General features: G+C 65.0%; 11 protein-coding genes. 6 read left to right on the top strand and 5 right to left on the bottom strand.

Features of this window, described 5'->3' with window-relative positions; genetic code table 11:
• The first annotated feature begins 1 nt into the window (after position 1).
• From ACQP0C_RS20725 to frdD, 3 genes are read left to right on the top strand one after another with little or no spacing between them, the layout of a single operon-like run.
• Positions 2-745 carry a succinate dehydrogenase/fumarate reductase iron-sulfur subunit gene (locus ACQP0C_RS20725; RefSeq protein ID WP_433722162.1) on the top strand — a complete coding sequence of 248 codons (744 nt, stop codon included), beginning with the start codon at positions 2-4 and terminating at the stop codon, positions 743-745.
• Complete coding sequence (locus tag ACQP0C_RS20720; RefSeq protein WP_433722160.1) at positions 742-1,131, top strand: fumarate reductase subunit C; 390 nt, start codon at positions 742-744, stop codon at positions 1,129-1,131. The genes ACQP0C_RS20725 and ACQP0C_RS20720 overlap by 4 nt, the downstream gene beginning before the upstream one ends.
• Complete coding sequence (gene frdD / locus ACQP0C_RS20715; RefSeq protein WP_433722158.1) at positions 1,131-1,508, top strand: fumarate reductase subunit FrdD; 378 nt, start codon at positions 1,131-1,133, stop codon at positions 1,506-1,508. The genes ACQP0C_RS20720 and frdD overlap by 1 nt, the downstream gene beginning before the upstream one ends.
• On the opposite strand, the gene ACQP0C_RS20710 is transcribed toward frdD, so the two are convergent.
• Positions 1,505-2,158, bottom strand: coding sequence for a cyclase family protein (locus ACQP0C_RS20710; protein WP_433722156.1), 654 nt, complete (start codon positions 2,156-2,158; stop codon positions 1,505-1,507). The two genes, frdD and ACQP0C_RS20710, sit on opposite strands and share 4 nt — an antisense overlap.
• A 132-nt stretch (positions 2,159-2,290) precedes the next feature.
• Positions 2,291-4,039 carry a glycoside hydrolase domain-containing protein gene (locus ACQP0C_RS20705; protein ID WP_433722154.1) on the bottom strand — a complete coding sequence of 583 codons (1,749 nt, stop codon included), beginning with the start codon at positions 4,037-4,039 and terminating at the stop codon, positions 2,291-2,293.
• 432 nt (positions 4,040-4,471) lie between these two features.
• Between ACQP0C_RS20705 and ACQP0C_RS20700 the strand changes: the two genes are divergently transcribed.
• Positions 4,472-5,620: a helix-turn-helix transcriptional regulator gene (locus tag ACQP0C_RS20700; protein ID WP_433722152.1), complete on the top strand. Its 1,149-nt coding sequence runs from the start codon at positions 4,472-4,474 to the stop codon at positions 5,618-5,620.
• 1,213 nt (positions 5,621-6,833) lie between these two features.
• Here the strand turns inward: ACQP0C_RS20700 and ACQP0C_RS20695 are convergent.
• The 3 genes from ACQP0C_RS20695 to ACQP0C_RS20685 all read right to left on the bottom strand — a co-directional run bounded on the left by ACQP0C_RS20695 (position 6,834) and on the right by ACQP0C_RS20685 (position 9,846).
• Positions 6,834-8,201 carry an MFS transporter gene (locus tag ACQP0C_RS20695; RefSeq protein WP_433722150.1) on the bottom strand — a complete coding sequence of 456 codons (1,368 nt, stop codon included), beginning with the start codon at positions 8,199-8,201 and terminating at the stop codon, positions 6,834-6,836.
• Positions 8,198-9,322 carry a PLP-dependent cysteine synthase family protein gene (locus tag ACQP0C_RS20690; RefSeq protein WP_433722148.1) on the bottom strand — a complete coding sequence of 375 codons (1,125 nt, stop codon included), beginning with the start codon at positions 9,320-9,322 and terminating at the stop codon, positions 8,198-8,200. The genes ACQP0C_RS20695 and ACQP0C_RS20690 overlap by 4 nt, the downstream gene beginning before the upstream one ends.
• A gap of 101 nt (positions 9,323-9,423) precedes the next feature.
• Entirely contained in the window at positions 9,424-9,846 is a 423-nt protein-coding gene (locus ACQP0C_RS20685) for a hypothetical protein (protein WP_433722146.1), read from the bottom strand.
• Positions 9,847-9,972: 126 nt separating this feature from the next.
• Between ACQP0C_RS20685 and ACQP0C_RS20680 the strand changes: the two genes are divergently transcribed.
• Both ACQP0C_RS20680 and ACQP0C_RS20675 read left to right on the top strand, forming a co-directional pair.
• The gene (locus ACQP0C_RS20680; RefSeq protein ID WP_433722144.1) at positions 9,973-10,866 is read left to right on the top strand and encodes a hypothetical protein; all 894 of its coding nucleotides are present in this window, start codon (positions 9,973-9,975) and stop codon (positions 10,864-10,866) included.
• A gap of 147 nt (positions 10,867-11,013) precedes the next feature.
• Positions 11,014-12,393: an MFS transporter gene (locus ACQP0C_RS20675; protein ID WP_433734605.1), complete on the top strand. Its 1,380-nt coding sequence runs from the start codon at positions 11,014-11,016 to the stop codon at positions 12,391-12,393.
• The last annotated feature ends 25 nt before the right edge of the window (positions 12,394-12,418 follow it).

Here is a 12,418-nt window from a genome sequence, read left to right as displayed (position 1 = left end):
GGTGGTGGACCGGATAACCCTGCAGGTCGCGCGCTACCGACCGGACCGAGATGACGAACCGGTACTCCAGCCGTATGAGGTTCCGCTGCGCAAGGAATGGACGGTGCTCGACGGCCTCAACTACATCAAGGACTACCTCGACGGAACGGTGTCGTACCGGTGGTCGTGCCGGATGGGCATCTGCGGCAGCTGCGGCATGACCGTCAATGGCGATCCACAACTGAGCTGCGCCACTTTCCTGACCGACTACGCGCCGGGCCCGGTGCGGGTCGAGCCGTTGCGCAACTTCCCGGTGATCCGGGATCTCGTCATCGAGATCAGCGACTTCATGCACAAGCTGACCGCGGTCAAGCCATGGCTGATCAGGAACGAACATCGGCCGCTCGATGAGGGCGAGTACCTGCAAACACCGTCCGAGATGGACGATTACCAGAAATACAGCATGTGCATCAATTGCATGCTCTGCTACTCGGCATGCCCGGTCTTCGCGCTCGAGCCCGAGTTCATCGGTCCGGCGGCGATCGCGCTGGCCCAACGCTACAACCTCGACTCGCGCGATGAGGGAGCCACAGACCGGCGCGACGTGCTGGCCTCCGCCGAGGGCGTGTGGTCGTGCACCTTCGTCGGCGAGTGCACCACCGCCTGCCCCAAGGGGGTCGACCCGGCGGGCGCGATCCAACGCTACAAGCTGACCGCGGCCACGCAATCGCTGCGAGATTTCCTCATGCCTTGGCGGGCACGATGACCACGACACCCCGGTTGTACCGAAAGCCGGTCGACACGTTCTGGTGGGCGCGACGTCGCTCGTACCTGATCTTCGTTCTGCGCGAACTCAGCAGCGTGTTCGTCGCCTGGTTCGTGGTATTTCTCCTGCTTCTGATCCATGCGGTCAGTTCCGGAAACGAGGAGTACCAGCGGTTTCTGAGCTGGAGCGCAAGTGGGTGGGTGGTCGCGCTGAACACCATCGCCCTGCTGTTCGTACTGCTGCACACGGTCACCTGGTTCGATCTCGCGCCCAAAGCGATAGTGGTGCGGGTAGGCAACCGGCGCGTTGCGCCGGGCGTGATCGTTGGGCTGCATTACCTGCTGTGGGGTCTGCTGACGGCGATCGTGTTGTTGGTGGTGCTGTGATGACCACCAACAAGATGAAGACGAACAAGATGTCCCTGGAACCGTTGGTGTGGCTGCTGTTCGGCATCGGCGGGATGGCCGCCGCGCTGCTCGTACCGGTGCTGCTGTTCCTGTTCGGCCTCGCCTTCCCGTTGGACTGGATTCCCGCGCCGGACCATGCGCACCTGCTCGCAGTGTTGCGTCATCCGGTTACCCGGCTGGTGCTTTTCGGACTCTGTGTGCTGGCGCTGTTCCATTGGGCGCACCGCTTCCGGTACACGCTGGAGCACGGCTTGCGGCTCGAACAGTTCAGTACATTGATCATCGCGGTCTGCTACGGCGGCGCCGTCATCGGCTCGGGGACCGCCGCTTATCTCCTGCTGCGCGTGCCGTCCTAATCGATCCAGGCGACAGCGCGCAGCGGAAACGAGCCCATCGCGCGCACTGGCGCCGGTAGTGCGACCAGCCTGGCGCCGATATCGGGAACCGCGTCCAGGTTCGTCATATGTTCGATGATCGGGATTCCCGCACCGAGCAGAGTGTGGTGGCACGGTCGGGTCGGCAGGGTCATATCGTCGATGTCGAGCGAGTCGATTCCCACCAGCGCCACATTGGCCGCGACCAGCGCATCGGCGACCTCGCCGACCAGGAACGGATGCTCGGGACCCCAGTATGCGGACGAACCCCACCGGGCCGACCATCCGGTGTGCACGAGCACCGCCTTGCCCCACAGCCGCGCCGGGTCGCCGAGCACATCCGGTCCCACCGCACGGATTTTCGCTGCGCGGATCATCACGATCGGCACGTTGAACAGCCGTTCCAGCGGCAGCTCGGCAATATCGGCCCCATCGGCGTGGAATTGGAAGGGCGCGTCGATATGGGTCCCGGTGTTGCCGACCATATCCACCCGCGCGATGTCGTAGGTCATATCGATCAGCGGCGACTGCTCACGCGAAACATCGGTGGTGACTCGCGGTCCGGGCAAGCCTGGATAGGTGAGCATGCCATCCGCGATCGGATGGGACAGCTCCACAACCGCCCTGCTCATACCAGGGACCGTACCGGCTCTCGGTCTTTAGAGGGTCGAACCAACGCTGATAGCCATATGAATCGAACAGAAACCGGTCTCGCTCTGATCCCGGAACGGTCCCGATTGTTGCGCCCCTACCGTGACTCAGGCTCAGGGAGTATCGAGCAATGGCTCATCGCTTCCGCCGGTCGTCCGGAGGGCGAGTGTAGGTTTCGGTGTCCAGTAGATCCGGCCGTTTTCGAACTCCTGGTAGGTCCCGGTGTCGAAAGGGATTTCGTCGGATGTCGGCCAACCGAGGAGCCCGTTCTCGAATCCGCTTCGGTTCCATCGCTCCCGGATTTCGCCGTGCACCCAGTACACCGGCCGACCGTAGCGCAGATAGAGAGCCCCGTTCTGGAAGCCCTGCACGTCGCCCCATGCTTCGCCGTTCGGGTCGCGCAGCACGGTGTGATCGGTGACCGGATAGCCCAAAGGTCCCGCTTCCCAACCTGTTTCCGCGTATTTCCCGAACAGCGATTCCGGGATCGGATGCGCACCGGTGGACGGATGCCAATAGATGTACCCGTGCTCGAACTGGACGAATCGGCCCACACCGTCGGCCGTCTTCAATTCGCCCTCGGGGCCCAGCCGCGAACCCAGCCAGGGCGATTCGGCCGCCTTCGCACCGATTTCGCCATCGGCGGGCGCGCCACCGGTGAACTCTCGGACGTGGCTTTCGAAGACGCCCCAGGGGAAGTTCCAGCCAACGTCGGTATGCGTGCCGATCCCGAGGCACTCGGTCACGTATTTGTGGTCGGAGATGCCGTCCCTGCGCGTATACGGCGGGGCGATGACATCGGTGGCGAAGCCATATTTCTTCGCGTCCTGAACGGCCAGCCACGCCGCTATCCGCAGGTCGTCTTCGATGGCCAGCCATTCTTCCCTCGACCAGGACGCCCGGCTGCCCGCGAAACACAGATTGATCGTCTGGCTGTTGGCATCCAGGACCGACCACGACGCGTAATCGGTATCGACGACATCGCAGACGATCCCGTCCTTCAGCGTGTAGTGATACGAGACGCCGTTGGCCGGGTTGTTGAGATACTCCGCCAGCGATTCGGCCGTGCCATTGCCTTCCTGGGTGTGCAGCAGGAAGTTGGTGATTCGAGCGCCCCAGCGGTCCGAGCGGGAGTTTCCCATCCGGTCGAGTTCGGTGTATGCGGGAGCGTTCACGATGTGTTCTCCTTGCGTCGCAGTGCGATTGATGGACCACTGCCCGAAGTCGGCAGCCAAGATGTCGTTGACATCGACCGAGCTTGCGTCGATGAGCGGGCCCGGATTGGTGGGGGTATCGATCACGCGCTGATAGAGGACGGCTTCGGGGGTATCGAGCCGGTTTCCGGACCATGCGCGCGTCTGCCAGGCCCAGTACCGGCCCTCGGAAGTCCGGCCGATCACGTCGTCTTCGATGGCCCAGGCGCACACCTTCGACGAGCCGTAGATACCGGTCCACTCCTGCCCGATCGAGTCGTTGACACCCCGGAAGAAGTCGACCGCCCCGTCGTTCCAGTCGTTCAGGCCGATGTCCTCGTCCACCGCGAAGAAGATCGGGCACCGGTCGGATCCACCGGCAGCGGAATGGATTTCCCTGGCCTGACGGCCCATCCGCTGCCCGCCGTGGTAGCCCGTGGTCCAGTCCGATGGCGCCTGGGCGTCACCGGGCTTTCCGTACTGCCATATCGAAACAATTTCGAGGCCAACGGCTTTCAGGCGATCGACATAGTCTTTGGTCACCGGCTTGGCGCCGAAATCGGCTCCCGGTCTGCTCGGTGATACATAGACGAGGACAGCACTATGACCGGCTGCCTTGATGGCCGCGGGATCGATCAAACGTGCGGCGAAATCGACTGCCGTCGACATGAGGGAACCTCCATCGGTCGAGGACGGCGGGTGCATGGCAGCGGCACTGGGTCGAGCCGGTTCGATCCGGCGGGTGCCCAGAGTGCCTGTGCCGCTTGAAATGCAGATGCGGGGTGACACCGTTGGGGTCTTCGGTGGGGTGGTCGACGGTCATGTCGGCCCCATGAGGTCCCGGTTGTCACGCGCCTCGATCACGATGCCCCCCATGAAGACATAGCCGACCGGCTGTAGCGAAGCAGTTGCCCTACCGAGTAGAGCAGGGTTCGTGACGCGGTTCCTCATCTGAACGGATGAGAACGACAGGCCCCGTCGATGACCTTCGGGTGAGTAGAATCGAGTGTCGGACTACTCGTGTGAAGTGCCTTCCCAAGACGTATGACAAACTCTGGATGATTGCCGTTTCTCTTGTGCTGCAGGTCATTTCATATGGCGATGACAATCGAGAGGTTCTCCGCAATCGTTGCGCGAATCAATCGCGCGGCGCTGCATCCCCGTGACTGGTCGCAGGCGGTGCACGATATCGTCACGGCGCTGGGCGCGCACCACGGCGGCTTGGTCGTGTCCGGCTCGAGTAGCCGACAGATGACCGCGTGTTCGCTCGGGGCGGACGACTTGCGCCACAGCTACAACGCTCGTTTCTGGCGTATCGATCCGATCGCGAGTGCGTTCGAGCACGAACCCGCCGGTGTCATCACGACATGCGAGGAACTGTTGGGGTCGGATTACCTGCGCAGGCATCCGTTCTTCCGCGACTGGACGGCTCCGCACCGGCTCGGAAACGGAATGCTTGCGCTTCTCACCAGTGGCGCAAAGACATCGTGGATCGGGGTGTACCCCGATCCGGGCCACGACTTCGACCGAGCACAGGCGATATCGACAATGCGCCTGCTGCTCCCCCACCTGCGGCACGCACTGAACGTTCAGTCCTGCTTGACAGATGTCCGGACCGAGCGTGATCGAATCATCGCCGTGCTCGATCTGCATCGGCACGGGCTGGTGATCGTATCGAGTTGCGGGGCAATCAGTTACGCGAACCCGTCGGCATTGTCGATCCTGGAATCGCGAGACGGCCTCGCCATGGGACGCTGCGGACACCTCGAGTCATTGGACAGCCGATCCGCTGTCAGTCTGCGCGCCATCATCAATTCGGCGCTGCGCGAATGCGGGCCGTCCGTCGGAGGGCGCGCCCTCATTCCCCGGCTCGGCGGCGGCAGTTCGTACGCACTGCTGGTGTTGCGGCTGGATCCGAGGGTCGGCCACGACGAGCGCACCTCGGCGGCGCTCGTCGTCATTGTCGACCCGGACCGGGAATTATCGGGCGGGTCGAAGGCGTTGCGGCAACTGTACGGGTTGACCGGGGCCGAAGCGCGCGTCGCGATGGCGGCGCTGCGCGGCGAAGGGCTGCGGTCGATCGCGGAGGAACTCGCGGTCTCGGTGAACACCGTGCGCACGCACCTGCAACGCGCCTTCGAAAAGACCGGAACGCATCGACAGGCCGAACTGGTTCGGATGCTGACAACGGTGCTGTCCGGAACCGGCCAGTTCGACAGACCTGCCGACACGATCGATGACCATGGGTGACTCGAGCCCGGGGCACGCGCCATCTCGTCCAGGAATCGTCATGGCTCCAGCCTCATCACCGATATGGAATGCGGGCGTTGGGCTCCCGCGCGACCCTCGACCGCTATGCGCTCGGGCCCGGCCGGAATCTAATACAAATTGGATTCATAACTGGGCGATCTGATCCCGAGGCAGTCAGGCGTCGCCGCCTAGCTTTCAGCGCGCTCCGCAGGTCCCCGTCGGGGTGTACTGGCAGGGGTTTTCGTTGCGGCCTCGGTACTGATCGTGGTTGTCGCTCCTGGAGCGCACTCCGGATCCGTAACCGCTGTTGTTCTGGCTGTGGTCGGTGCTATTGGGTCGTGCTCCGGATCCGTAGCCATGACTGTTCCCCGGGGCGTGCGAATCCCGAGGTCCGGCCGAGGCCGCGAAAAGGTGGGGTGAGGCGATCGTCAGGGTCACCAGCGCGATGCTGATCAGAGTCACCACCACCACTCGACGCACTGTCCAGAACTTTGTCGCGATCTCCATCAGTTATCATCCCGTCAATTAATGTGCCGCTATATAGCGATACGTTAATCGATGGTACGTCGTGAAGGGAAGGTCTTTTCGCGGATTCGTGCCCGCCAGATCGCGTCGGCGCCTCCGAATAGACCTGCTGACCTGCGCTTCTGGCGGTGACTCGGGTACGCGTGAGGCGAACGAGGTAGCTGGGCACAACCCGCCTCGGCCCAGGAGACTCCGACATCGGCACAGCCATACATTCGGCCACGATGCACTCGCGGAACCGCCCTCGCGCACTCGAACGGAGATCAGGGCCGTGGCCACCAGCCATTCGCGTGACGGGAAGGCGAGTGGGTCAGGTCCGGCGAACGGATATCTGCACGACAAGCGGATCGCTGGCTTCGGCTTCGACCGAACCGCATATCGGGGCGCTCACCACGCTGAAGCGCCGTGCGTCACGACATCCCGCGCGGTTCGTGACGACTCGGCCGCTCGCAACCGATCGGGCCCGGGCGAAGAAATAGCCCTGTTCGGTAGGTCAGCTGCCGTTCGAGGTGCTGGGAGATTTCGGCTGTTGCCGCAGGATCGTCGTCGTCGCGGTGCGGCAGTGATTCCGGTGGCCCGAGCCGAGATCGCACTGCTGGGCAGCCGCGGCCCCGGCTCGGGCACGCTCGGTGTGACTACTTGGCCGACAACATGTTCCGGCCACGGTCGGCGTCGGTCGCGGAGTCGCTCAGCGACGGGCCCGTTGGTGTCGGTCCAGGGGATATTCGGCGTCCGATGCTCGGCCGATCGGCACTCGGGCCGCTTTTCCCGGCTGCTCGGGCAGATGACGTCCGCCGGATGGCCGCGAGTACGCGGTGCTCATCGCAACTGAGTGTCTGGGCTGGGCTCGGTCGAGGCGGTGCAATGCGAACGCGGCGAGCGCGCCGATCACGATGAGCCCCAACCACACTGCCCAATCGACTCCGGCGGCGCGGGCGGCGCCGACTACGGCGCCGGTTGCCAAGTTGCCTGCCAGAATGCCGACGCCGACCACCGTGTTGTAGAACCCGTAATGGGTTGCCACACGCTTCCCGTTGGCCAGGGATACGACGGTGTCCATCTCGAACGGGAATACCGCCGCGGTGCCGACCGCCAGCAATGCCGCGGATATCAGCAATGCCACCACGGCCGCGCCGACGCCGAAGCGCCCGGGCTCCGGGATTATCACCAGGGGCAGGAATGACATGGCGAGTATGCCCATCCCGACGACCAGGCTGCGTCCTGTCCCCCACCTTTGACGGAACCAGGCGGTGACGCGTAGTTGACCGGCGACCGCTACCACCCCGGACACCACGAACAGTGCCGATACCAGGAGGTGTGCCCGCGCGCCCGCGATGAACTCCGCCTGCAGCGGCAATGCCAGATAGACCTGGAACGACAGCACATACGAGCCGATCATCGCGACCGCGAAGGCGAGGAACCGACGGTTCGCGACCACGGCCCGCCAGTCGTCGAGAACCGATGACTTCTCCTCGGCGAGTTCCGCCGGTCGGGTCGGGAGCGCGCACAACTGCGCCACCGTCAGCGCCGCGAATGCGAGCGCGGCGGTACCCGCGGTGACCCGGAAATCGACCGCCATCAGCGCGAGTCCGACCAGTGGTCCGGCCAGGATGCCCGCTTGATAGAAGATGTTGAACACGGCGAATGCCTCCACCCGCCGCTCCCCGGTATCGGCCGCGAGGTAGGCGCGCACCGCCGGGTTGAACAGGGCGCCCGCGAAACCTGTTGCCGCCGAAGCGATCAGCAGACCGGGCAGGGATGTCGCGAAGACCAGTAGCGCGAAACCGCCGGTGCGCAGCAGACATCCGGCCACGATCAGCGGTTTGTAGCCGAGCCGGTCGGCCAGCGTGCCACCGATCAGGAACATGCCCTGCTGCGAGAAGTTGCGCACACCCAGCACCAGACCGACGGCCCACGCCGCCAAGCCGAGCGGCCCCGCCAGATATCCGGCCAAATACGGCATCAACATGTAGAAGCCGAGATTGATGCCGAACTGGTTGACCATCAACAAACGTGCCGGGAGGTCGAAGCTGCGGAACTTTCCGAATACCGTCACCGGGCTGCCCCTCGAGCCGAAGCCCGTTCGCGCGGGTCGACAACTGTGCCGCAACGGGTCCAGGCGGTCACTACCCGTTCGCCCGGATGCGTGATGGTGTCGGGGTCGATCGGCGGCGCGGCATCGAGCAGTCCGTGCTCGGCGCAGTAGGTGTCGCTGTAGACGGTGTCGAAATAGCGTTGCGGGCCATCGGGAAATACGGCCGCGATCCGGGCATCGGCGTCGTGGGTGCGCGCCGCCCAGCCCGCGACCAGCGCCACCGCGCCGACGCTCCAGCCGCCGGTGGCATAGTGTGTCGCGGCCAGCGTGCGGCATGCCCACACCGCCTCCGGCGGTGCGACCCAATGGATTTCGTCGAACGCGCCGTAGTCGACATTTGTCGGGTAGATGCTCGACCCGAGACCCCGCATCAGCCGTGGTCCCGCCGGTTGGCCGAAGATCGTGGAGGCCACGGTGTCCACGCCGATGAGCTTCAAGTCGGGGTTGAACCGCCGCAGCACCCTCGCGACCCCGGCCGAATGCCCGCCGGTGCCCACCGCGCACACCAGAACGTCCACTGTCCCGAGCTGTTCCACGAGTTCGAGCGCCAACGATTCGTAGCCGTCGACATTGTCGGGGTTGTTGTACTGGTCCGGGCACCATGCTCCGGATTCCTCGGCCAGCAATTCGGCGACCCGATCCCGACGTGCTTGTTGCCAACCGCCGTTCGGGTGCGGCTGCGCGACGTGATCCACGCGCGCACCATAGGCGGCGAGCATCTGGGCGACGATGGGCTCCAAGCCTGGATCGGTCACCACCGTGACCGGATGGTGGTACACCATGCCGGCCAGCGCCAATCCCAAACCCAGTGTGCCGCTGGATGATTCAATGATTCGCGCGCCGGCTTCGAGCTCGCCGCGCGCTTCGGCTCGCCGCACCATGTGCAGCGCGGGGCGGTCCTTCATGCCGCCGGGATTGAATCCTTCGAGCTTGGCCCAGAAACCCCGACCGGCGGGTGCGAGCGGGGCGCCGACCCACAGTACCGGGGTGTTGCCGACCAGCGCGCGGGCCTGCCGGGCAGCGCCCGGCGCCGGAATCAGTGCCGGAGGCACCTCGGGCCAGTCGAGCACGATCTTGTTCATGACTGTCGCTTCCTGTATCGAGACCGCCATGCGGCGGTGCGGACGTTGCACGGCAGCGAACACCGGCCGACGACATACAACGTCGGCCTGGCGCTGACCGATCAGCGTCGGGCGATACAGAACCGTTCGAGAATGTCTCGACCAGCAGCGACGGGCGGGCATACCGGCGGACCGCGCACACCCCCGGCGAGCGTCGAGTGAATGGCTGCGGCAACGATGGCCACGACCGCGATCAAGGCGAGTAGGCGCAGCGCCGCGAAGTTCTCGGCCTCGCCCGCCCGCACCGATTTCACGATGCAATGGGCGAGATGCACGCCGCAGGATTCGTGCGAAGCGTCGATGACCACGTGAGGGGAATCGCCGAGGGCGACAGTGAGAATGTCTCCCGGCACCATTTGGCCATGAACATCGGAGTGCTCGTGGTCGTCCGTGTGAGCGCAGTGGACCATCGGCGCCACGAGCAGCATCGCGATGAGCACCGCTACTACGGAGCCACCGTGCCGCAACCGCCCGATGAGGTTCACAGTGAGCCAACTATAGCGACTGTCGGGCAACACGTAACCTACTACCTCCGTACGTACTTAGTTGCAGTGCGACGCATCACAGCTGTCGACCTTGCAGTTATACCCCCTAGGGGTATAACTTTCTCGATGTCGAACGAACAAGATCGAGAGGCCGAAACGATGACCACCCAGACTTACGCCGATCACCACGGCGCGCACGGCGATCACGCCGGGAACCACAACCACACCGCCCACGCCGGGCACGCGGCTCCGGCTGCCCACGCTGACCATGCCGGGCACCACGACCATGTCGGACATGGCGGCGGACTCCCGGGCGGACTTCAGATCACCCAGGACGGCTACCAATTGCAACTCGCGGACCCGATCATCGGGACGGGTGATATCGACTTCCGGTTCCGGATCCTCGGACCCGACGGCAAGCCGGTCACCGACTACACCGCCATCCACGACCGCGAGCTCCATCTGATCGTGGCCCAGCGCGAGCTGACCGGGTTCCGGCACGTGCACCCCCAGCTCACTGCCGACGGGACCTGGACCGTGCGCTTGCATCTCCCGGAGGCGGGCGCCTACCGCGTCTTCACCGATATCGCCCCGCGAGCCCTCGGCAAGACCATCACTCTCGGCGCGGACCTCGCCGTCGCGGGCGCATACGAACCGCGCCCAACCCCCGAGGCGACGCGCACCGCGATCGTGGACGGATACGAGGTGACCCTCGACGGCGAACTGGTTCCGGGTGCGGGCCGACTGCTCACCCTCACCGTCCGCAAGAATGGCGAACCGGTCACCGACCTGCAGCCCTACCTGGCCGCCTACGGTCATTTGGTGATCCTGCGCGCTGGCGATCTGGCCTACGTCCACGTCCACCCGAATGGTGAACCCGGTGACGGGGTGACCGCGCCCGGACCGGACATCACGTTCCATACCGCCGTGCCCGGCCCCGGAACCTACCGTCTGTTCCTGGATTTCAAGCACGGCGATGTCGTCCGTACCGCCGCCTTCACGCTGCCGACCACTGCCTGATCGCTGAAATCTGTTGAGCGGGTAGATCTTCCACCCGATCGCTGCCTGTCCCGGAGAGGAGTCCGTTATGTGCGAGTGCCGCTGTCGCAATATCCGCGATCCACCCGACTCATTTCCCAGGAAGGGTTTGCGATGCGCTCCATGCCCATGATCACCACACTGTTCAGCCACCGTGACTATCTGAAACTGTTCACCGCTCAGGTGTCGGCCCTGTTCGGCACCGGGCTCACCACCGTCGCACTCGGGCTGCTCGCCTACGAACTCGCCGGGGCGGACGCGGCGGTCGTCCTCGGCACCGCGCTGACCATCAAGATGCTCGTCTACGTGACAGTCGCGCCGGTGGTGGCCGCCTATGCCGACCGATTGCCCCGCAGGATCTTCCTGGTGGCGCTCAACGTCATCCGAGCCGCCATCGTGCTGGCTTTGCCGTTCATCGACCAGGTGGGGCAGATCTACGTGCTGATCGCGGTGCTGCAAACCGCCTCGGCCGCATTCACGCCCACCTACCAGGCGATCATCCCGGATATCCTGCCCGACGAACGCGAATACACCAGAGCGCTGTCGGCCGCGCAGTTGGCCGCCACCATGGAAACCCTGCTGAGCCCGATGCTGGCCGCGGCCGCACTGACCGTGATCAGCTTCCACTGGTTGTTCGTCGGCACCGCAATCGGATTCGTCATCTCGGCTGCCCTGGTGATCACCACCCGCATCCCGAACGCGACCGCCGCCACGCAGGGCTCATTCCGGGAACGCATCACGGTGGGCATGCGCATCTTCGCCGCGACGCCACGGCTGCGCGGCCTGCTCGGATTGAACCTCGTTGTCGCCGCGGCCGGATCGGTGATCATGGTCAATACCGTCAACTACGCACGCGACACCCTCGGCGGCACGCAGTCCGGAGTAGCGATGCTATTGGCCGCCAATGGGTTCGGCACCATGATCGTCGCGCTCTCGCTGCCCCGGGTCCTCGATCGGATCGGCGCCCGGCCGGTGATGCTGGCGGGTGCGGCCACACTGATCACCGGACTTGGCTCAGCCATCGCACTGTCGACCACCGAAAGCGGCGACTGGCGATGGGGCGCCGCGATCGGGGTGTGGGCGCTCATCGGTGCGGGCACCGCGGCGGTGCTGACGCCGACCGGGCAGGTCCTGCGGCGCTCCTCGCAACCCGCCGACCGCCCGGCGCTCTTCGCGGCGCAGTTCTCGCTGTCGCATCTGGCCTGGTTGATCACCTATCCGGTCACGGGATGGTTGACCACGGCCGCCGGTTTCACCACCACGTGGACAACGCTGGCGGTACTCGCCGCCGCGGGAATCACTGTGGCAGTGCGGATGTGGCCACGGCACGACCCGCAGGAGCTGACTCACCTACATGAAGTCGGCACCATCGCCCCGGCCCGGCTGGCTGATGCCGCCCGCGTCGACGAACGCCACTACCGGCACACCCACCTGTTCGTCATCGACGCCGAACACCGCTGCTGGCCGACACCGGCGGAACGGACGCTGGAACCCGCCGTGGCAGCGTAGCGATCGACACTGCTCGAGGCGAGAT

This window comes from Nocardia sp. CA-129566, from assembly GCF_050956075.1.
In the GTDB taxonomy this organism is placed as follows: domain Bacteria; phylum Actinomycetota; class Actinomycetes; order Mycobacteriales; family Mycobacteriaceae; genus Nocardia.
This window is presented reverse-complemented; position numbering and strand designations above follow the sequence as displayed.

Excerpts from the sequence above, each read along its gene's own strand:
- frdD (WP_433722158.1), top strand. The coding sequence starts at position 1,131 with ATGACCACCAACAAGATGAAGACGAACAAGATGTCCCTGGAACCGTTG.
- ACQP0C_RS20680 (WP_433722144.1), top strand. The coding sequence starts at position 9,973 with ATGTCGAACGAACAAGATCGAGAGGCCGAAACGATGACCACCCAGACT.
- ACQP0C_RS20705 (WP_433722154.1), bottom strand. The coding sequence starts at position 4,039 with ATGTCGACGGCAGTCGATTTCGCCGCACGTTTGATCGATCCCGCGGCC.
- ACQP0C_RS20690 (WP_433722148.1), bottom strand. The coding sequence starts at position 9,322 with ATGAACAAGATCGTGCTCGACTGGCCCGAGGTGCCTCCGGCACTGATT.
- ACQP0C_RS20720 (WP_433722160.1), top strand. The coding sequence starts at position 742 with ATGACCACGACACCCCGGTTGTACCGAAAGCCGGTCGACACGTTCTGG.
- ACQP0C_RS20675 (WP_433734605.1), top strand. The coding sequence starts at position 11,014 with ATGATCACCACACTGTTCAGCCACCGTGACTATCTGAAACTGTTCACC.
- ACQP0C_RS20710 (WP_433722156.1), bottom strand. The coding sequence starts at position 2,158 with ATGAGCAGGGCGGTTGTGGAGCTGTCCCATCCGATCGCGGATGGCATG.
- ACQP0C_RS20700 (WP_433722152.1), top strand. The coding sequence starts at position 4,472 with ATGACAATCGAGAGGTTCTCCGCAATCGTTGCGCGAATCAATCGCGCG.